The organism is Bradyrhizobium sp. LMG 9283, from assembly GCF_045571415.1.
Taxonomy (GTDB): Bacteria; Pseudomonadota; Alphaproteobacteria; order Rhizobiales; family Xanthobacteraceae; genus Bradyrhizobium.
Window position 1 is genome coordinate 7,340,585 of record NZ_CP120691.1, and the last position, 21,095, is coordinate 7,361,679.

At 61.2% G+C, this 21,095-nt stretch carries 15 protein-coding genes and 3 pseudogenes; 3 read left to right on the forward strand and 15 right to left on the reverse strand.

Annotated elements, in window-relative coordinates:
* Positions 1-220: 220 nt before the first annotated feature.
* The 8 genes from P6U29_RS34295 to tnpA (P6U29_RS34330) all read right to left on the reverse strand — a co-directional run bounded on the left by P6U29_RS34295 (position 221) and on the right by tnpA (P6U29_RS34330) (position 11,076).
* The gene (locus P6U29_RS34295; protein WP_407114653.1) at positions 221-829 is read right to left on the reverse strand and encodes a glutathione S-transferase family protein; all 609 of its coding nucleotides are present in this window, start codon (positions 827-829) and stop codon (positions 221-223) included.
* Between the two features lie 796 nt (positions 830-1,625).
* Complete coding sequence (locus P6U29_RS34300; protein ID WP_407114654.1) at positions 1,626-2,408, reverse strand: carnitinyl-CoA dehydratase; 783 nt, start codon at positions 2,406-2,408, stop codon at positions 1,626-1,628.
* A gap of 16 nt (positions 2,409-2,424) precedes the next feature.
* The gene (locus P6U29_RS34305) at positions 2,425-4,491 is read right to left on the reverse strand and encodes an acetate--CoA ligase family protein (protein WP_407114655.1); all 2,067 of its coding nucleotides are present in this window, start codon (positions 4,489-4,491) and stop codon (positions 2,425-2,427) included.
* A gap of 1,128 nt (positions 4,492-5,619) precedes the next feature.
* Positions 5,620-6,681 (reverse strand): ABC transporter substrate-binding protein, encoded by a 1,062-nt coding sequence (locus P6U29_RS34310; RefSeq protein WP_407114656.1) that lies wholly within the window; start codon positions 6,679-6,681, stop codon positions 5,620-5,622.
* An 83-nt stretch (positions 6,682-6,764) separates the two neighbouring features.
* Complete coding sequence (locus P6U29_RS34315) at positions 6,765-7,856, reverse strand: ABC transporter ATP-binding protein (protein ID WP_407119492.1); 1,092 nt, start codon at positions 7,854-7,856, stop codon at positions 6,765-6,767.
* Positions 7,857-8,684: 828 nt separating this feature from the next.
* The gene (gene tnpC, locus P6U29_RS34320) at positions 8,685-10,163 is read right to left on the reverse strand and encodes an IS66 family transposase (protein ID WP_407114657.1); all 1,479 of its coding nucleotides are present in this window, start codon (positions 10,161-10,163) and stop codon (positions 8,685-8,687) included.
* A gap of 122 nt (positions 10,164-10,285) precedes the next feature.
* Positions 10,286-10,642 (reverse strand): IS66 family insertion sequence element accessory protein TnpB, encoded by a 357-nt coding sequence (tnpB, locus tag P6U29_RS34325; protein WP_407114658.1) that lies wholly within the window; start codon positions 10,640-10,642, stop codon positions 10,286-10,288.
* Positions 10,639-11,076: an IS66-like element accessory protein TnpA gene (gene tnpA / locus P6U29_RS34330; protein WP_407114659.1), complete on the reverse strand. Its 438-nt coding sequence runs from the start codon at positions 11,074-11,076 to the stop codon at positions 10,639-10,641. The genes tnpB (P6U29_RS34325) and tnpA (P6U29_RS34330) overlap by 4 nt, the downstream gene beginning before the upstream one ends.
* Positions 11,077-11,286: 210 nt before the next feature.
* On the opposite strand from tnpA (P6U29_RS34330), the gene P6U29_RS34335 reads away from it, so the two are divergent.
* Complete coding sequence (locus P6U29_RS34335) at positions 11,287-12,801, forward strand: ISNCY family transposase (protein WP_407114660.1); 1,515 nt, start codon at positions 11,287-11,289, stop codon at positions 12,799-12,801.
* A 205-nt stretch (positions 12,802-13,006) separates the two neighbouring features.
* Positions 13,007-13,750: pseudogene (locus tag P6U29_RS34340) on the forward strand (helix-turn-helix domain-containing protein); the annotation flags it as partial.
* A 41-nt stretch (positions 13,751-13,791) separates the two neighbouring features.
* On the opposite strand, the gene P6U29_RS34345 reads toward P6U29_RS34340, so the two are convergent.
* From P6U29_RS34345 to tnpA (P6U29_RS34370), 6 genes are all read right to left on the reverse strand, one after another.
* Positions 13,792-14,289: a plasmid pRiA4b ORF-3 family protein gene (locus tag P6U29_RS34345; protein WP_407114661.1), complete on the reverse strand. Its 498-nt coding sequence runs from the start codon at positions 14,287-14,289 to the stop codon at positions 13,792-13,794.
* Positions 14,290-14,386: 97 nt separating this feature from the next.
* Positions 14,387-15,952, reverse strand: coding sequence for an IS66 family transposase (gene tnpC / locus P6U29_RS34350; protein WP_407119493.1), 1,566 nt, complete (start codon positions 15,950-15,952; stop codon positions 14,387-14,389).
* 243 nt (positions 15,953-16,195) lie between these two features.
* Positions 16,196-16,936 (reverse strand): IS21-like element helper ATPase IstB, encoded by a 741-nt coding sequence (gene istB / locus P6U29_RS34355; RefSeq protein ID WP_407114662.1) that lies wholly within the window; start codon positions 16,934-16,936, stop codon positions 16,196-16,198.
* A gap of 11 nt (positions 16,937-16,947) precedes the next feature.
* The gene (gene istA / locus P6U29_RS34360) at positions 16,948-18,471 is read right to left on the reverse strand and encodes an IS21 family transposase (RefSeq protein WP_407114663.1); all 1,524 of its coding nucleotides are present in this window, start codon (positions 18,469-18,471) and stop codon (positions 16,948-16,950) included.
* 278 nt (positions 18,472-18,749) lie between these two features.
* The gene (gene tnpB / locus P6U29_RS34365) at positions 18,750-19,103 is read right to left on the reverse strand and encodes an IS66 family insertion sequence element accessory protein TnpB (RefSeq protein WP_407114664.1); all 354 of its coding nucleotides are present in this window, start codon (positions 19,101-19,103) and stop codon (positions 18,750-18,752) included.
* Positions 19,097-19,519, reverse strand: coding sequence for an IS66-like element accessory protein TnpA (gene tnpA / locus P6U29_RS34370; protein WP_407114665.1), 423 nt, complete (start codon positions 19,517-19,519; stop codon positions 19,097-19,099). The genes tnpB (P6U29_RS34365) and tnpA (P6U29_RS34370) overlap by 7 nt, the downstream gene beginning before the upstream one ends.
* A gap of 84 nt (positions 19,520-19,603) precedes the next feature.
* Here tnpA (P6U29_RS34370) and P6U29_RS34375 point away from each other — a divergent pair.
* Positions 19,604-19,840 (forward strand): annotated as a pseudogene (locus P6U29_RS34375) (integrase core domain-containing protein); the annotation flags it as partial.
* Between the two features lie 12 nt (positions 19,841-19,852).
* Here P6U29_RS34375 and P6U29_RS34380 read toward each other — a convergent pair.
* Positions 19,853-20,822 (reverse strand): annotated as a pseudogene (locus tag P6U29_RS34380) (IS630 family transposase).
* Positions 20,823-21,095: the final 273 nt, after the last annotated feature.

Sequence of the window (21,095 nt, forward strand, 5' to 3'; positions counted from 1 at the left end):
AGGCAAGAAGCCGATTTGGCGATGCCACAGCCATTCTCGGCCAGCCTGATCCGTTCATGCTGGTCGGGTAACAAAGCCGCTCGCGACCGAGCAGTAGGCCTTGTGGCCGATGACTACGTCCTGAAGGGGTGTACGGGCCAGAGTTTGCCGATAAAGTCGAGCTTAAGCTGCCGGCGGCCGAAAACCGGCGATCGATCTCGGACGCAGAAGCCATTCCAACCTATAAATCGAACGGCGCGCTAGCGGCGAAGGCGGGCACTGCCGCGGCGAAGGCATCGTGCCATGCGTGCAGGCGCGGATGGGTGTCGCGCCAGGTTTTGTCGAAACGAAAATCGCGATAGCCGAGCAAGCAGGCGAGCGCAATCTGGCCGACATTGGGCATGCCCGACAGCGCCGGCGTCGTGGCCTCTAGGGCGGCAAGAGCACGTTCGACCTTCCCGGCATGGCGATCGACCCAGCGCGCGACGCGCTGCTCAGGGGTGCGGTAATAGCTCTCGGCATAGATAAGCAGGCACGCATCGAGCGCCCCGTCGCACAAAGCCTGTAGTGTCAAAACCGCAAGGCGCTCCTCGGGCTCACGCGGAATAATGCGGCCGCCTCCAGCGAGATGGTCGAGGTATTCGAGTATAACTGGCGAGTCGTAGACGGAAGTGCCGTTCCCAAGCAAAAGCGCCGGAACCTTGCCGAGCGGATTATCCCGCCGGAGCTGGTCGGCGGGATCGCTGACATCGGCGTTGCGCACGGTAACACGATCGGAGAAACCGAGCAGCTGGATCGCAATATGCACTTTGCGCGTATAGGGCGAGGACGGGTACGAATGCAGGATCATGTTGCGACAGAGCTCCGTCCGTGGACGACGGCCGAACGAAGTTGAGATTTTGTAACGATATCGGCAGCCCGCGAACGGAAGAATAGTTGGCGTCGATTTTTCTTTTATGCATTTGGCGCCGAATTGGCACTCAAATCCAGCGTACGGATACAATTAAGTGAATTAATTCGTCCCGAGGCGTCAACGCTTGGGATGTGCGGGCGCGGTATTCAGTCGATGCAGGCGCTCCTCGGTCGCGGCAAATGTGAGCGAGCAACTTGGCGGCTCTCCATACGTGGCCCTCAAGCCTTTCCCTCACCAGAACGTCCTTGACCTCGCCCCGTGAGTGATGCCGACGATGAGTAGGTGACGGCGCGTCGCCATAACGCGACTGCGCCGCGGCGAAGTGGCTCAGCGCTACGTTGGCGCAGGCCGCAGGGACGACCATTCGAGTCAAGGAGCGCTATCTGCAAGAAGTTTCGTCGAACATTGCGACTAGCATGGGCTGGTCATTGGAAATCCCTTCATCAAGTTAGATGCGCCGCGATAAGGGGGGCTCACCGACAGCTACCTACGATATCAAGGAGCTTCAGCTTCACCACTTCGGCCGGCGTGCCGAGGCGCCAAGATCAATTGCGGCTCAGCCTCGAAGAGGCCGATCAGGTCCAAGCCGCGAATCAGGTGGCCGCCGAACAGAACGGGCCGGATAGGCGTGCCCGGCAAAGCCGCATTGTATGATCGGCCGTGCCGTCGGCTGCCAGAGACGATCGGATGGCGAGAATAGTAACAGGTCAGGACGCGTTCCGGCGCCACGCGGCTACTTGCCCTTCCAAACCGGATCGCGTTTCTCTGCGAATGCCCGGGCGCCTTCTAGTCTGTCTTCTGAGCCATAAAGCGCATCAATGGTTGCGAGCTGACGGCCCGCTACTCGGTTCATTGCGTCCTGGAACGACAGCGTCTCGGCCACGCGCACTGTCTCCTTGATGGCCGCGAGCACCAGCGGGGGGCCATTGGCGAGCAGCCTCGCGATCTCCCAAACGCGTTCCTCAAGCTTTTCCTTGGGCAACACCTCGTTGACAACGCCCCAACGGTGCGCCTCCGCCGCATCCATCCATCGTCCCGTGAGTAGAAGACCCATCGCGATGTGATAAGGGATGCGCTTGGGCAGCCTAATCGTCGCCGCGTCCGCCAGTGTTCCGGCTCGCAATTCAGGGAGTGCGAAAGAGGAATGTTCGGACGCGTATATAAGGTCGCAGCAGAGCGCCAGCTCGAATCCACCGCCAACTGTTATGCCGTTAACGCAGGCAATCACCGGCTTGTTGAGGTCACGCAGCTCCTGAAGGCCTCCCCATCCTCCGATGCCCCAATCATCATCTATGATGTCGCTGCTGGCCCTCGCCTTAAGGTCCATGCCGGCGCAGAAGAATTTGTCACCAGCAGTTCGTATGATCGCAACTCGCAGATCTGGATTGTCCCGGAAGCTCTTGAACACTTCGCCCATCAGCTGGGACGTTTTGACGTCAATAGCGTTGGCCTTCGGCCTGTCCAACGTGACTTCAAGGATCGCGCCTTCGCGACGAGTGCTGATGACGTCAGTCATTCCTGTTTGCTCCGCTTTATTTTCCAAGTACCAGCAGCGCGTCGGCGATCCAGGCGCCCTTGCCTTCCGCGCAGACGATCAGCGGATTAATGTCAAGTTCCTCGATCTCGCCGGCATGCTGTCGCGCGAACTCGGCGATACCGACAATGGCGTCGATAGCCGCCTCAAGATCGGCTCTCGGCCTGCCGCGATAGCCATCGAACAGCCGGTAGAACTTCAGGCCGCGCAGTGCGGAGTCGAGGTCCTCCCGCGTAGCCGGCAGGAGCAGGCTGATGGTGTCGCGCAAGAGCTCAACAAGCACGCCGCCGCTGCCCAGCGTCATCACAGGACCGAACATCGGATCGCGAGTGAAGCCGACGATGAGTTCGGCGACACCGCCATGCACCATTCTCTCGACATACAGGTCGCTACTGATCTTCAGCAGGTCGCATGCAGCGGCGCTAACCGATTCGGCGTCGGTGAGGTTTAGGCGTACGGCGCCCAGCTCGGACTTGTGGGCGACGCCGAGCACCTTCAGTGCGACCGGGAAGCCAAGAGCCGTGGACGAGGCGACTGCCTCCAAGGCATTACTGACGCGCGCCCCCTTAGGCACCGGCAGCCCCGCCCTAATCAGCCTTTCCTTGGCCTCGGCTTCGTCTTGCGTCACACGTGCGAGTATGGATGCGCCGGCACCTGTGGTATCGATCGGCTGAGCTAACGGCTCGCGCCAGGCACAGCCGATGAGGGCCGCCGCTTGGGCTGCGTCCATGGCTTCCGAAAAGCCGCACAGGGGCGTAAGACCGCCGGCAATTACTTGGGCTGTATATTCCTCGGGCATATTCTCCGGTAGTGAGGAGACGATCGCGCCCTGTGCTCTGCTGGTCTTCAGTGCCATTTCGAACGCGCGGGCAACCATCAACCGGTCAGCATTCGAGCAGCGGTCGGAACGCGGGAAGTCGAGTAACAACATGTTAAAGTCGAAACCACCCGACACCATGGCAGTGAACGTCTTGATCAGTGCCCGCTCATCGTGCCAAATGAAGGTATTGAAATCGAGTGGGTTACCCACCGCCAGTAGCGACCCGAGCACCGACTTGACATGGGCGCGGTGCTGGTCCGTAAGCGGAGGGAAATGCACTAACCGCCCTACGGCGCTATCAGCCATCACCGAGACTTCGCCGCCCGAGCCGCCCATCGACGATAGGCGGTACCCAGGGAGAGGTCCGGTGACGTGCAAAAGCTTCAGCGCTTCGATGAATGATGGAATGGAATCAATGCGGGCGATGCCGAGCCGCTTCAGAAAGGCGTCGGATGCCGCATCCGAGCCGGCAAGCGAAGCTGTGTGCGATAGCGTTGCCTTTCTTGCCTGCTCGGAGCGGCCCACCTTCAACGCAACGATCGGCTTTTTCAGCTCCCGCGCCCGCGCCGCCAGTCTTTCAAAGCCGGAAGCGGAGTCGAATCCCTCGATGTGCAGGCCGAGCGCGGTAACGCGCTCGTCCTCGATTATCCCGAGCGCGATTTCGGAAATTCCGGTCTGCGCCTGGTTGCCGGCTGAAAGCAAGAAGGCGATCGGCAGGCCGCGCTTCTGCATCGTCATGTTGACGGCCATACCTCCCGACTGTGTGATGATGGCGACACCACGGCCGTTCTCGGCCAGCCTGATCCCTCCATGCTGGTCGGGTAACAAAACCGCGCCGGTAGCATAGTTGATGAGGCCGTAACAGTTCGGCCCGATCAGTGGCATCTGGCCCGCGACGGCGACGAGCTCGGCCTCCAATCTCCCGCCGTCATCCTCACATGTTTCCGTTTCGCGGAATCCAGCAGCAAGGCAGACTGCTCCGCCAGCACCGCGCTCGGCCAGCGCCCTGATCACCTCTATGGTTAGATGCCGGTTGACGCCGACAAAGGCAGCATCGGGAGCATCGGGCAGCTCAGCCACTGAACGATAAGCTTTGCGGCCAGCAACTTCGTCCTTGGTGGGATGCACTGGCCAGATCGCGCCGGCAAAGCCCATCTTGATGGATTCCGACACGACGGTGGCCGCCTGCCGGCCGCCAAAAGCCGCGATCGATTTCGGACGAAGAAGTCGTTGCAATCTATGCATTGATCGCCCCTGCGAACGCCGCCGGAGCTAGCGCGGAACCATACAGTGGCGGATTCTTGACGCTCCTCCCGACGACCGCTCGTCGCGTCAAACGCACTTGAGTTCCGGTTCCTCCACCGTTACGTTGCCGTGGATCTGCATCGAGAGCAGAATCTGCGCCCAATACAAGGTTGCTCAGCTTCGCGGCCGGCCTGATCGCCGCAATCACGTTCGAGCTCCGAATGCGCCGCTCCGATATCGCGGCATGCCACGAGCCTTGGCCGGTTCGGCGATCACGCACATCGGCGTGGATCGCCGGCGCCCTCTCCGGCTCAACTGCGGAATTCGTGGGGGCATTGCGTGGCCTGCTGGACATCCGGGCTATGGTCACCCTTTCCTCTAGCTCAAGGCTGAATATGCCAAGCTGAGCAGAACCCTAATAAGTTCATCCCATCATAGTACTCCGGCGCAGACTCCGGATTTAACCGATGGGCCCGCGCATCAAGCAGAACTTCTGCGCTTAATGGGCAAAGCGCGAGGCTTTACGACGTCAGCCTTCGCGCTGACGCCAGCAAGTCGCGCGTGGCTTGTCAGAGGGCATCCTGATAGTGGTGGTCCTAGAACGACGAGAACCGAAAACCGGACGTGATTTCTTGGAGCCTGGATCAAGGCGATGCACATGATCGTCGTCATCCCTGGATGGCCGGCATGTTCTATCTGCCGCGTCTCTCCGTCTCATTGATAATGCGGTGATCGGCAGCGAAATCCTTGCACCGGCGGCAAAACGGTTGTGATCTTTCATTCATTTACGGAGCGCGCCGCCGAAATCACTGCAGGACGCTTGACAGGATGTCGCTACCGCAATCGTGATTATTGCTGCGGGGCCCGATTGTCGGAAGTAACATGCGGAGCTGCGACGAAGAAAACGGGCAAGCTGTATAGCTAGTCGTCGGTACCGCGTGAATGGCAGCTGGATAGGTGTCATGGCCACCACTGTGCCGACCCCGGCCTGTAGATGAGCTCTGCGGGCTGCGATGTGATATCAGCCCAGCGATTTGAGCGCCATTGTCGCTACCCGACTTCTCTCCCGTTCGTGCGCTGGAGAGGCGAGGAGAACCTAAGTGCTCCCCGCCATTCCTTCGTTTGGTGCTACTTCGCAAGCCACGCCGTAAAGCGCTGGCGCAGCTCCTCACCCTTCGTGTTCCAGAATGCACTGTCGACCGTCCAGGCATTCGTATGGTCGGGCGCATTCGGAAGGTGGGGCAGGATCGTTGGGTCGACAAGCGCGATCGCATCCTTGTTGGCCGGCCCATACGGGATGTAGTGAGTTAGGTTAGCCTGCACCTGGGGCGAGGAAGCGAAGGCGATGAACTTGTAGGCGGCGTCTCGATGCGGACTGCCCTTGAGAATCGTCCAGACGCCAAACTCTCTCGCTTGGGTATCCCACATTATTTCGAAATGCTTGCCGGAGTTCTTGACGGCATCGTAGATGCGGCCGTTCAGGGCTTGGACCATGACGACCTGGCCATCAGCCAGAAGCTGCGGCGCCTGGGCGTTGGTGTCAAACCAGATGATGTCTTTCTTGATCGTGTCAAGCTTCTTGAAGGCGCGATCGACGCCCTCGGCCGTGTTGAGGACCTTGTAGACATCCTTGACGGCCACGCCATCGGCGATCAGCGCCCACTCGAGCTTGTAGTACGCACTCTTCGCCAGTCCGCGCTTGCCAGGGAATCTCTTCGTGTCGAAGAAGTCGGCGATGGTCTTCGGGCCGTTGGGGAGCTTGTCCTTGTCATAGGCGATGACCGTGGCGGTCGTAACCGAGGGTACCCCGCAATCATACATGTCGCCGCCAAGAAATTTTGTCGGGTCGAGTTCCAGCTTTTTCCAGTCAATCCTTTCAATGATCCCTTCATCACACAGTATAGGGACCCAGACCGGCCAAGCGTCGACCACGTCCCAACTCACGGTATTGGACTGGACCATGGCGCGGATCTTGGCGTTCTCGCCATTGTACTCATCTTCGGTGATCTTGATGCCAGTTGCCTTCGTGAAGGGCTCGAAATAAGCCTTACGCAACGCCGCTTGGTATGCGCCGCCAAAGGAGGTGACTTTGAGTTGATCCTCCGCAAAGGCGGGCTTGGCCGGCGCGAGTGTATTGGCGGCTAGACCGATTGCGGCAGAGGCACCAGCCGCCATCAATGTCTTCCTCATCGTCTACTTCCTCCCTACTGCGCCGTTCCAGGATGGAAGCGGCATCATCAAAAACCCGACCTGCCCTGCGGCCCGAATTGTCGTCAGGACGCCTCGAGCGCCCGGCAATCCTCCGTTTTCCAGCCGAGGGTGATCGCGGCACCTGGTTCGACCTGCACCTCGCCTTCCGAATTCGGCAGCTTGATCACAAAGTCATCATGGCCGCAGACCGAAACCCGGATGCGCACGTGGTCGCCCAGATAGATCACCTCCGCAACGTTCGCGCTGAAGATATTGGGCAGCGATCCCGGTGCCGGGTTCAGCTTCACCCGCTCCGGCCGCAACGACAGCACGGTCGGCCCACCGACCGCCTCGACATTGATCGCCAGCGCCTCCACGCTGCCGCCCGCAATCTCCACCTTGCAGGTCGTGCCATTCATCCCCACGACCTTGCCGTCCAGCCGGTTGCTCTCGCCGATGAAGCGGGCGACAAAAGCATTCTGCGGCCGCTCGTACAGTTCGGCGGGCGCGGCGAGCTGTTGGATGACCCCGTCGTTGAACACGGCTATGCGATCCGACATGGTGAGCGCTTCGCTCTGATCATGGGTCACATAGACCATGGTGACGCCGAGATCCTGGTGGATATGCTTGATCTCGAGCTGCATCTGCTCGCGCAGCTGCTTGTCCAGTGCGCCGAGCGGCTCGTCCATCAGCACGAGCTTGGGATCGAACACGAGGGCGCGGGCGAGCGCGACGCGCTGCTGCTGGCCACCGGAGAGCTGACCAGGCCGACGCTTGCCATAGGCGCCGAGCCGGACCATGTCGAGCGCCCGCTTGATCCTGGCCTCGCTCTCGGCCTTGCCGACTTTGCGGACCTTGAGTGGGAAGGCGAGGTTCTCCTCCACGGTCATGTGGGGAAAAAGCGCGTAGTTCTGGAACACCATACCGATGTCGCGCTTATGCGGGGGAATGTTGTCGATAGAGCGCCCCCCCAGTAGGATCGAGCCATGGGTGGGCGCCTCGAAGCCCGCGAGCATCATGAGCGTCGTCGTCTTGCCGGAGCCGGAAGGCCCCAGCATCGTCAGAAACTCACCCCGGGGGATCTCCAAGTTGAGATTCTTAACGACCAGCGTTTCGCCGTCGTAGGTCTTCTGGATATTGGAAAACTGCACAAAGGCATTGTTCGTGCCTGGCATCGCTCTCGCCGATCCCGACGCTTCTCTCGCTACTGCGGCGTTGCCGACTACCGGATCATGATGTTCTTTCTTGAAAGATTGGAGCTTCGTCAGCGTGCGGTTGAAACCGCAGGAATCGGCGGACATGAGGGATCTTGAGTTAACCAAAAGGCGTATTCCTTCCCAACCTAGGTTTGGCTCTGCGACCCTGGGCATCGACAGGCTTATTCACCGGAAACATTATCGGCTTGCTCGAGCTAAATTTGTTCAATCTGGCCCCGCTGTAGCCGAAATCCTGCGCTGATAGCGACAGAAGGTGTGGACTTAGCCTGCAAGCAAGAGAAGCTGTCCGAGCGACTACCACCTTGTGTAAAGCGTCATGGACCCACGTTCAGCCAGGCCGGCCGGGAGAACACGTTCGGCTGCGTTGACATCCCTCGTGTTGGAGGTAGTGCGCACGTAATTGAACTCACCCAGCCGCTAACCGATCTCCGTGGCCGAACGGGCGAACGAGGCTGGCTGTCAACCGATCCGCCGGCGCTGATCACCACTGACGGGGCCGTTACGAGCTTGCCCGGCATCGGCGGTCACTCACGCGAATGACATATCGGCAGCGAGTGCCGATTGCGCTGCGATCCGGCTTGGTGGCAAAGCGAATATCGTCCGGCACAGCGATGGCACGTCGGTCTGGGCTGTTGATTGACTCCCGTTGCAGGTAAGCTGACAGTCGATGAAGACACAGCCCTGAGACAGAAGCTGTAAACACATCGATCAGCAGGTTCCTAATCCTGGGGCGATCCCGTGCCCTGCCGTCTTCCCCCGAGCTCCGGCCCTACGTAAGCGCTGTTTTCAGGCCACAGCTTTGAGATCGTGACTGCGATAGGCGCACGGCAGCAACTGATCGATGTCGCTATTCGGATGGCCATTGACGATCCTGGTGAGCGCGTCGGTCAAGTAGGCAAGCGGATCGATGTCATTCAGCTTACAGGTTTCGACTAGAGAGGCGATGATGGCCCAGTGCTCGGCACCACTGTCGGAGCCAGCGAACAGCGCATTTTTCCGGTTGAGCGTAATCGGACGGATAGAGCGTTCGACAACGTTGTTGTCGAGTTCGATACGGCCATCACCGATGAAGCGCGTCAGACCCTCCCAGCGTGAGAGCGCATAGCGGATGGCGTCAGCCAACTTGCCCTTTTGGCTGATCAACGCGAGCTTCGCGCGGAGCCACCGCTCGAAGGCTTCCGCCAGTGGCCGGCTTTTCTGTTGCCGAACGAGACGGCGCTCCTCGGAGCTACGGCCACGGATATCCTTCTCGATGGCATAGAACTCGGCGATATGCTTGAGCGCCTCGCCTGCAATGGGCGCGGGACCAGGAGCGGCAAGTTCATAGAAGTTACGCCGCATGTGCGACCAGCAGAATGCAAGTTGAACCTCGCCACGCTCGGCGAACTTGCCATAGCCGGCATAGCCGTCGACCTGCAGCATCCCCTTGAAGCCTGCCAGGTGGGCGATTGGTCGGTCGGCCTTGCGATCGGGGGCATAGACATAGGCGACGCCCGGCGGATCGGCGCCGCCCCACGGCCGGTCGTCAGCCGCATAAGCCCAGAGCTGGCCGGTCTTGGTGCGCCCACGGCCGGGATCGAGCACCGGCATCGTCGTCTCGTCGGCGAACAGCTTTGGCCGTTGCCTGAGCTTGCCAAGGAGGCGCTCATGCAACGGACGCAGGTGGAAGGCTGCTTGTCCTACCCAATCCGCCAGCGTCGAACGATCGAGCTCAATGCCCTGGCGGGCGTAAATCTGCGCCTGCCGATAGAGCGGCAGATGATCGGCATATTTGGACACAAGAACCTGGGCGACGGTGGCTTCGGTCGGAAGTCCGCCCTCGATCAACCGGGTCGGGGCCGGCGCCTGCATGACACCGTCCTCGCAAGCACGGCAGGCGTATTTGGGACGTCGGGTCACGAGGATCTGGAACTGCGCCGGGACCAGGTCCAGCCGCTCGCTTCTATCCTCGCCGATCCGATGTAACTCGCCTTGGCAGCAGGGACAGATCTTATGGTCGATGTCGATAACGACCTCGATCCGCGGCAGATGCGGCGGCAAGGCGCCACGGTTACCGCGGCGCTTGCGAGCCCGCGCATCACGGCCTTCAGGTGCGCTGACGTCCTGCGCTGTCTCGCCGTACGCTGCCACCTGCTCGACGTCTTCGAGACCCAGCAGCATCTGATCTTCAGGCAGCGTCTCCGCCCGTCGGCCAAAACGATGTCGCTGCAATTCCTTGATGATCTGACGCAGCCGTTCGCTTTCGCACCGCTCGGCAAGCAGCATCGCTTTCAGCGTCTCGAGATCGTCAGGCAGGGCGTCGCTCACACCCAAATCAGAGCATATTCGCCGCCATCTGGCGACGCGTCCGACGCTCCTGATTCACTTCGCCGCAGCGCCGCCAACAACTATCCCGCTTGTGTTGGCGCCGGCGTCGCCCGTGCTTCATGCACAAGCCGCCAGTCGAGCCCCTCCAGCAGCGCCGACAATTGCGCCGCCGACAGACGCATCACGCCGTCCTCGATCTTCGGCCAGCGGAAGATCCCATCCTCGAGCCTTTTGGCGAACAGACACAAACCCGTTCCGTCCCAGAACACCAGCTTGATCCGATCCGCCCGCTTGGCCCTGAACACATAGACAGCTCCCGAGAATGGGTCAGCCCCCATGCTCTCGCGCACCAGGTTCGCAAGCCCTTCCATGCCCTTGCGGAAGTCTACCGGTTTGGTCGCCACCATCACCCGGACCGCGCCCGACGGACCGATCACCGGCTCGCCTTCAGCGCCTGGACGATTGACGCAATCATCGTTGGGTCCGCACCACGACCGGCCCGGCTCGTGATGCCGTCGACTTCGATCTCAATGATCCCGGCATCCGGCTTGGGCTTGCAACGCACCGGTTTGCGCTCACGGCCAAGAGCGGCCGCCGGCACTACGGCATCCACCACCGCCGGTACAAACTGTACTTCTTCTGCTTCGGAATGACCGTCCGCTGCTTCTCGCAACTGACGGCGCCAGCCAAACAACTGCTGCGGCGACAATCCATGCCGTCGCGCTACCGAACAGACCGAGTCGCCGCTCGCCACGGTCTCCGCAACAATCCGCGCCTTGTCCTCGTCGCTCCACTTCCGCCGACGGCCGGCTCCGGTGAAGACCTCAAGCCGACGCACCGGCTCCGCGATAGCACTACGCACTGTGTCCATTCTAAGCCTAACGGCTCAAACAACCGCAGACTCGCAGATCACCCCGTCATCCGGTAGGTGGCCGCTGAACAGCGCTTACGGCCCTACTTGGGAAGGCCGAGCTCATCCTGCACAGGCCCAAGCGCATTGCCTCGCCTTAATTGTTACCGGATGCTGAGCCGTTGCCTCACGTAAATTGCTCCCCTGAATCGGGGACGAGCGGGGGCGCAGATGGGGCGGCTGAGCATGGCAACGCGGAAGGAACTGACGGCGGCGGCAGGCGTGCGTTATCGGCATTCGGATCGCGCGAAGAAGGCACGAATATTAGATGAGTTCGTCGACATCACTGGGTTTCATCGCAAGCATCCGATGCGACTACTTCGAGGCCAGGAAGACGCCCGCCCAGGCCGACGGCCGCGACGTCGGATCTATAATGAGGCAGAACACAACGCGCTCGTGCTCCTTTGGGAAGCGTCAGACCGGATCTGCGGGAAGCGGCTGAAGGCGTTAATGCCTGCGCTGATAGAGGCGATGGAACGGCATGGCCACCTCGACCTTGCCCCCGAGATCCGCGCCAAGCTTTTGGCGATGAGCGCTGCGACGATTGACCGCGTACTGGTGCCGATCCGAGAAAAATTGGGTCGCAAGCGCCGGCGGCACACAGCGCATTCTCTGCGTCGCAGTGTTCCAATACGGACGTCGGCGGATTGGAACGATCCGGCGCCAGGATTCGTCGAGGCTGATCTTGTAGCGCATAGCGGACCATCTGCGCGCGGCAGCTTTATCCAGACCCTCGTGCTCACGGACATTGCTACTGGCTGGACAGAGTGCGCTCCCCTGATCGTGCGCGAACAGACGCTGTTGAGCACGGTGCTGACGGAATTGCGCAAACATTTGCCTTTTGCGCTGCTCGGCCTCGATACTGACAATGATACGGTGTTCATGAACGAGACGCTGAAAGGCTATTGCGAGGCAGCCAACATTGTCTTCACGCGTTGCCGCCCCTACCGGAAGAATGACCAGGCGTTCGTTGAGCAGAAGAACGGCGCGGTCGTGCGCAGGATCGTCGGCTATCGTCGGTTCGAAGGCCTGGAAGCGGCCGAGCTGCTGGCAGAACTCTATCGAGCAGCGCGGCTGTTCGTAAACTTCTTCCAACCCTCGTTCAAGCTGATAGCCAAGCAGCGCGACGGTGCTCGTGTGCGCAAGACATACAGCGCGCCGGCAACACCCCACCAGCGCCTGGCCGCCGACGCCCGCACGCCTGACGCAGTCCGCCACCATCTCCAAGAAATCTATGCCGCTCTCGATCCGGTCGCGTTGTTGCGCGACATCCGCGACGCGCAGGAGCGCCTCGCGGCCCTCGCGGATACCCAACCAATCGTCCATCCTGCTGCGGCATCGCAATCGACCGATCGCTTCCTGGCAAGCCTGCGAACGGCCTGGAAGGACGGAGCTATGCGACCGACGGATCGGCCAATCGTGAAGGCGAAAAGAGGCCGGCGGCGTCCCGACCCGCTCATTCGCGCAACGCCAGATTTGCGAAAATGGTTTGAAGCCGAGCCCTGGCGGACTGGCAGCGAACTGCTCTCCCGCCTGCAGGTGGAATATCCTGGAGCCTACCCGAACAAGCTTCTTCGAACGCTTCAACGGCGGCTTAAATCCTGGCGTAGCGAGCAAGCGAATGCGCTGCTGTTCGCTCCTACAGAGAAAATGCCACCAAGGTCAGAGGTCACGACACCGCAATGATGTAGCGGCTGCCAGCGGAGGAGGCCGGGCGCTCCGAAACCCCGGCCATCTCCGCACCCGGCCTCCTCCTCAACCCAAGCCAGGAGCAAAATAAATGAGGCAACCGATCGCGCCCGGGAGCATCGATACGTGAGGCAATACGCTTCCCATCCAGATCGACGCGCTACAGATGTCGCCAAACGAACAGTGATTCGCGGGGGACCGAATGGACACTCACAAGAATGCGCCTCTGACGCCCAAAGGTCGAGAGGCTATGGCGCGAAGCGTTGTTGAAGGAGGGCTGTGCAAGGCAGCTGCCGCGCGCCAGTTCAACGTAACACCGAAGACTGTTGCCAAATGGGTCAAGCGTTACCGTACAGAAGGTGTGGATGGGTTGCGAGATCGTTCCTCACGCCCCCATTCATTGCCAAGCCAAACGGCGTCCTCCACATGCACGGCGATCGAGACATTGCGCCGGCAACGCCACACCGGCAAGCATATTGCCGTCCAGGTCGGGGTATCGGCGGCGACCGTCAGCCGGATCCTGCGGCGGTTGGGCCTCAACAGGCTCTCGGCGCTGGAGCCTGCCGAGCCGATCCGACGCTATCAGCGCGAGAACCCGGGCGAACTGATCCACATCGACATCAAAAAGCTCGGCAAGTTCAATCAGATCGGCCATCGCATCACCGGCGATCGGCGTGGACAGAGCAACCTGCGCTCCCGTGGCAAGGGACCGGGCTGGGAGTATGTGCATGTCTGTATCAACGATGCTTCCCGCATCGCCTTCAGCCAAGTCCTGAAGAACGAGAAAAGGGGATGCGCCGTTGCCTTCCTAAAGGCTGCCGTCGCCTACTATGCGAGCCTGGGCGTGACGGTCGAGCGCGTCATGACCGACAACGGCTCGTGCTACAAATCCTTCGCTTTCCAGAAGGCCTGCAGGCGCCTCGGCCTCAAGCACATCCGCACCAAAGTAAGCGTAGCTCTGAGGCCCATTTGATTGGCGCTTGACGTCTATTTTGAGCGTATGGTGCGCCGACGCGGCTTCCATATTTCCGACAATGCGTTGACGGCGGCCTCGAGCGCCTTCCGGTCGACGACGTTGGGATCGAACTGCTCGGGGCCCCAGAGGCGCATTTGTTCGTGCTCCGGATGGGTGGGGTCGCTGATGGCGTCGAGGTATTCGGCATAGCCTGACGCACCGCCGACATCTTCCGGAGGACAACGGCCGGTGGCCTCGAGCAAGAGGGGAAGTCCCTCCGTCGTGGTGTTCTGGAACCATTTTTCGAGCTTGATCACATGGTCCCAGCTGTCGCCGAAGTCATAGAGATAGTGGATCGTCTTGGCGCCGGTCTCGCGAACGATATCGCAAAGCCGCGCTTTGCGGGCATCCATGGGCTGGTGGCCGTAATCGTTGTGGGGATCAGGAATCCCCCAACGGACCTCACCAGCGAAGAACTCGAAGAGGTGACTGTTCGTCCAGCCGAATGCCTCCTGAAGCGTCAGATGCAACCGATCAAGGCGCAGGGTGACGGGTACGAAGGCGACGCATCACCTCCGGCTTCACATCCTTGAGGGTCACCTTGATCCGGACCGGTCGTGTTCAGGCTCATGCCGCCAGCCTCGGATCGTGTGTATGCATCGTATAGGTCGACGCCCAGGGAAGCAGTTCGTCCAGTCGCGCCGCAGGCCAACCATTGACGAGCTTCGCGAGAACATCAGCGGGCCAGTGCTCGGCACTGACGCCATTGAGCTTGCAGGTCTCGATTAACGAAGCAAGAACTGCCCAATTCTCGGCGCCCTCGTCGCAACCGGCAAAAAGGGAGTTCTTGGCATTGAGCTTGATCGGCCGCATCGCACGCTCGACAGCATTCGTGTCCATCTCGATGCGCCCGTCATCAAGGTAGAGCGTCAGGCCGTCCCAATGACGCAGCGCGTAACGCAAGGCCTTCGCCGTGTCGCTCTTCTGTGCAAGGTGATCAAGCTTGGCCTCAAACCACTGCTTCAAGGCTGTAGCGAGAGGTCGGGCATGCGCCTGCCTGCCGGCACGACGCTCGGCCTCCGATCGGCCGCGGAGCGCTTTCTCGACCGCGTAAAGCTGGGCGATGCGCTCAAGAGCCTCGCGGGCAACCGGAGCTGGCGCCGGAGCAGCCTCGCGCTCGATCTTCACAAACTGGCGCCGCAGATGCGACCAGCAGAAGGCGAGCGTCCCGGACAGGGCGTCCGCACGCGTCTCTCGGGTCATGGTCTTGTAAGCCTGATAGCCGTCGCAGTGGATGATGCCGCGATAGCCCTCGAGCAAGCGCAAGCCATGAACGGCCCCACGGCCCGGTGCATAGGCATAGACCACCCCAGGTGGGTCAGGTCCGGCCCAGGGCCTGTCATCGCGCGATAGCGCCCAGAAGTAGCCGGTTTTTGTCCTGCCGCGTCCCGGATCCAACACCGGTGCGGGGGTCTCATCGACACAGAGCTTCGAGGAGGTGAGCAGAAGCTCGCGCAGACGATGCCACAGGGGCTTCAATTCCTGGGCGGCATAGCCGACCCAGAAGGCGAGCGTGGAACGGTCCATGGCGATACCGTGCGTCGCCAGCATCTGCGCCTGGCGGTAAAGCGGCAAATGCCAATGATACTTGGCGTCGATCACATGCGCGACAAGCCGCTCAGTGGGCAATCCCCCCCTGATCAATCGCTCAGGAGCGGCGTGCTGGAGGACGACGCCGTGACAGGCGCGGCAGGCCAGCTTGGGCCGGCGGGTGACGATGACACGATACTGCGCCGGTACGACGTCCAGCCTCTGGCTCTCATCGTGACCGATCTCAAAAAGGACGCCTGCGCAGCACGGGCAGCAGGTTACAGGGGGCATCAGGGTCTCGATGATGCGCGGCAAATGCTCCGGCAGCTGACCACGGTTGGCTCTGCGCTCGGCCGTCCTCTTCTCGCAGGTTCTGGGATTGGCGCGATCCTCGGCTGCTTCGAGGGCCGCGACGGCCTCTTCGATGTCCTCCAGAACAAGCTGCAGCTGATCAGCGTCCAGCTTCTCCGAGGACCGACCGAACTGCGCATCTTTTGCAAGCCTGAGCAACCGCTCGAGCCTGGCGCAGCGATCCAGCAGAGCTGCGGCAAAGACACGCAACTTGGCCGGATCGCTCGGCAGCTCATTGCGGATTCCGATGATCGCGCGCAGCTATTCCAATCTGATGCCGCGCAGCATTCCAATCTGATCGCGCGCATGTGAAGCCCCCGATCGTTAAAGGCAATTGGCACTATCGGCAGCCGGTGGTCAAGCGGCGGCCGAAGAGATCACCTCTGGCGTCACTCGATGGAGCGAAGCTGACTGGACGCGCACCCCCAACAGTGCCGTAGCGGCCGGTCAGCTTCGCGGGCTGCAGTCCCGGTCTTCATCGGGCCGACGATGTAATCAAGGTCGAGGAAGAACCGGCGGGCGACGCATGGAGTCACCGTTCAGTTCGAGCCTGTGAGCATTGTGAAGCAACCGATCAAGTATGGCATCAGCGTAGGTTGGGTCATTTATGAGCTCATGCCATTTGGCAATTGGAAGCTGGCTGGTGACGAGTGTTGATCGATGGCCGTAGCGGTCCTCAAGGATTTCGAGCAGATGATGCCGGGCATTGGCGTCGATGGCCTGGAGGCCCCAATCGTCCAAAATCAGGAGCTCGACCGCGGCGATGCTCTTCATCCGCGAAGTGAGTCGTCCGTCGCCCCGGGCAAGGTCCAGTTCTTCGAACAACCGCGGCAGCCGGGTGTAAAGTACAGAGTGGTTGTCCCGGCAGGCCTTGTGACCAAGCGCACAGCCAAGCCAGCTTTTCCCGACGCCGGTCGGCCCGACAATGGCGCAATTCTCGTGGTTCTTGATCCAGTCTCCCTTGAGCAGCATGTCGAACAAGCGGCGGTCGAGCCCACGGGGTGCGCGGTAGTCGATATCCTCGGGTACGGCATGATGACGCAGCGTTGCCTTACGAAGGCGAAGTGCCAGGCGCCGGTTGTTACGCCAAGTCGCTTCATGGTCCAGCAGCAACGCCAACCATTCGGCGTGAGCGAGGCCATGGACCTCCTCGTTGTCGGCGAGGCTCTTAAAGGCCTCGGCCATGCCGGTAAGTCCGAGCTGGGTAAGCAAGTGGAGCGTGGGGTGTGTCAGCATTTTCTTCCCTATTAGTGGTAATAGTCCGAGCCTCTGATGTTGGTGTGTAGGATCGGCTCGCGCTCGGGGGATGTGGGCGTTGCAACGCGATCGAGCCCCTTCTCGAGGATCGATTTAACGCTCGGGTAGTTGCGAGCCTGGATCTCAATCGCGCGCAGCGCGGCCGCCTCGAGGCGCTCGGCGCCAAAGCGCTTCTCAAGCCGGATGATCCCCAGGCACGAACGATAGCCCTGTTCGGGATGCGGCCGATCCTCGATGATCCGGTCAATCAGCAGGCGCAGCATCGGGCCGATCCGGCTTGCCTCGCTGCGGATCTTTGCCGGCGTCCACTCGCCATAGCGCCGATGGCTGGAAGGCATGTGGGCGCTGATCGTCGTGTGCCGCCCGTTGCCGCTGCCGCGCATGTGCGCGGCGATACGCTCGCCCCCCAGGAAGATCTCAACCGTTCGCGCACAGATCCGCGCTTCTACCTCGCGACGGGCGAAGCGGTAGGGCACTGAGTAGTAGTGTCGTTCGATCTCGACGTGATAGTCGAGCCCGACCCGGCATCGGCGCCATTCGGCATGGACCCACGGCTCGCCGGGAAGCGGCTTAAGATTCGGCGCGTCAATTTCCTCGAACAGCTGGCGCCGTGTGCGACCATACTGGCGCAGCACCCGTCCGTCATTGAGCTTGGCCAGCCACTCAGCGATCGCACCGTTGAGTTCGGCCAGGCTGTAAAAGGTTCGGTTCCGCAGCCGCCCCAGCAGCCAGCGCTCGATGATTCCGACGCAGGCCTCAACCTTCGCCTTATCTCTCGGCCGACGCGGCCGTGCCGGCAAGATCGCCGTGCCGTAATGCTGCGCCATATCGCTGTAGCTGCGGTTGACCATAGGGTCATAGAGGCAGGCCTTGATCACTGCGACCTTGGCGTTGTCGGGCACCAGCAGTTGCGTCGCGCCGCCAAAAAAGCTGTAGGCCGCGCTATGTCCCGCGATCCAGTCGCCGAGCTGCTCGGTCCACGTCGCCAGCGCGAACGACAAGCTGGATGCGCCCATGACCGCCACGAAGATGTGCGCGTCACGCACCTCGCCAGTTTTACGGTCAACCACCGGCACCGTGTCGCCGGCATAGTCGACGAACAGTTTCTCGCCGCCGCCGTGATGCTGGCGCATCACCAGCGGCAGCCGGCCTTCCCAATTGCGGAACAAGTCACAGAAGCGGCTGTACCGGTAACCGTCCGGATGCTCCGCAATGTACTCGTCCCAGAGCACCTGCAAGGTCACATGCTTGCGCTTGAGCTCGCGGGCAATGACGGACCAGTCAGGCTCTGCCACCTTGCGGCGACCCGGCTTCACGCCCGGCACCCCGTACAGCAGTTGCTCCAGCTCGGCGTCGCTTATCGCTTCCGGGACCGGCCATGCTAGGCCCGCGCGCGCAAACCGCTTCAGTGTGTCACGTACCGTCGTCGGCCCGATGCCGACGCGCTCGCCAACCACGCGCGTCGAGAGCCCAGTCTCAAGGCTCAACCTCACAATCTCGCGCACCTGGCGCATGATAACCCTCCTCGTCGGCATCCAATCCTCCCAGCTGCTTCCAGCCGGAGAAATGGCCCAACGATCGGGTCTCACACCATCCGAAACTGCGCGCGATCAAATCGGAATGCTGCGCGGACAATGCTCGGAATGCTGCGCGCGATCATTTCGGAACCCTGCGCGCCATCAAGTCGGTACGGTGCGCACCATCATCTCGGAATCGGCAGCTCATCAGGCAAATCACTCATTGGCCCAACTCTGCCATGCTTCGCGCCCCGATGCAGCGAAGATTTGTATCGTTACGCAAGCGCTTTCGGCTGCGGGATTCGAGGCGCGTGCATCCGCGTCCAATCCATGCCGGCCAGAAGCGCGGACAGCTGCGCGGCATTCATCCGCATCACACCGGCCACGATGGGAGGCCATTTGAAGCCGCTGCCATCGAGCCGCTTCCAATACATCACAAGGCCGCTGCCATCCCAGACGACAATCTTCACCCGATCGGCGCGCTTCGCACGGAACACCACCGCCACGCCCTTGATCGGGTCATGGCCCAGCGTCTCCTTCGCCAACAGCGCCAAGCCCTCCGCACCTTTTCTGAAGTCCACAGGTTGCGTCGCCACGTAAATCATGAGGCTCGCGGGCGGAGTCAGCATGAACGTGTCCGTCGAAGCGCCAAGAACACATCACTCAACACAGCAAGGCCAGGCGTCCCGCGCACCTCCACGCGAGCGCCCTGGAACTCAACCGTCACGACGGCTGCATCCGGTGATCGGGAGGACTCCGCGACCGCCGGTGGTGATGATTCCGACACCAAAGGCACGAAAGATAACGTATCCGCCGGAGCCGGCAGCACCAATTGACCTAAACGCGCCCGCCGCCGCCAGTCATGCACCTGCTGCGGCCGGCAGCCATGGTGGCGTGCAACATCCGTTACAATCGCGCCTGGCTCGAGGCTTTCCGCGACGATCTGGGCCTTTAAATCATCCGGCCACTGCTTGCGACCTGAGCCAGCATACACTTCGATACGCGACAACAACGGTCGTCTTATGTCGTCCGAATGGTCGTCCATTGTGAGCACCCTTGCAGAAGATGACTCTTCTAGCGGCGCTCTCAGCACTGCGTACGAAAATTCTCAAGGGCCTCAACGCCACGCTTACGCACCAAACCCTATACTCCCAAGACCAATGGCAAGGCCGAGCGCTTCATTCAAACCAGCCTGCGCGAGTGGGCCTACGCGCAGGCCTACACCACCTCAAAAGAACGAGCCGCTGAGCTGCCACGATGGCTTCACCGCTACAACTGGCACCGCCCTCATGGCAGTCTCGAGTCAAAACCACCCATCAGCAGACTCGGCCTAGCCGGGAACAACCTCTTGAGGCTCCACAACTAGAGCGTGATTGCTTCATGTTGAAGCGTATCCGGCGTTAGCAAGGTAGTTGGCGCATTCCTGCGGCGTGAAGCAATCCAACAAGGCGCCGATGCGCTTCCAGGTCGCCTCTAGGGTTCGCTCAGCTGCCTTTCTGAGCAAGGTTTTGAGCTTGGCAAAGACCTGTTCGATTGGATTCAGGTCGGGGCTGTAGGGCGGCAGGAAGAACAGCTTTGCGCCAGCGGCGCGGATAGCGCGTCGCACGGTCTTTCCCTTGTGACTACCGAGATTGTCGATGATGACAACGTCGCCGGGCTTAAGTGAGGGAACCAGTACCTGCTCGACACAGGCCAGGAAGCTTTCGCCATTGATCGGCCCATCGATCACACAGGGAGCGCTGATGCGGTCGTGGCGCAGCGCCGCGAGGAAAGTCAAGGTCCGCCAGCGGCCGTGAGGTGCCTTGGCGACCAGCCTCTCGCCGCGGCGCGCGCGGCCGTGGGTGCGCGTCATGTTGGTCTTGGCCCAAGTCTCATCGATGAAGACCGACGGGTGGGATCAAGCCGCCCTTGATACTTTTTCCACTGCGCCCGCCGCCGGGCGACGTCGGGGCGATTCTGCTCGCTGGCGTGCAGGCTTTTTTTTTGAAGCTGATGCCTTCGTGCTCGAAGAAGTGCCACACCGCGTAGTAGCTGGCCTTGATCCCGCGCTCTGCCAGCTCTGCAAGCAGCGCGCGCAAGGTGATGTCCGGTTGCTGGGCAAGCCGCTTGAGCAGCCAATCCCGTTCGGAAGACAGCACATAGGGACGATGGCCGCCCAGCGGCCGGGCTGCGGCGCTTCCAGTCGCCCGATACCGCTGTGACCACTTCACTACGCTGGCAACGCTGACCTTGAAGGTTGCCGCCACTGACCGGCAGCTTTCGCCAGCCGCCACTGCAGCAACGACCCGCTCGCGCAAATCAAGCGAATAGGCTCCCCATGGGATGCTGGCCTCCAGCCCAGCCAGCATCTTGAATCAGAACCCGCCTGATTTGGGAATCCCCAATCGATTCAGCCTCAGGCGATCATGCTCTAGGCCCCGCAGTGTTTCTCTAACTGCTGGGGCCGCAGCAGTGCGTGCTGTCGCCCGGGTCACCGGACCCAGATACAGCCGATCTTGCACCGCTGAGGTCCAACCAGTCCATTGAGGAAAGCGGGCCTAGCCGGTGACATCCGGGGTGCACAAACAGCGACCAGAGCCGCGCTTTTATCTGACGCAACTCTGTGCACCACAAATTGAGCA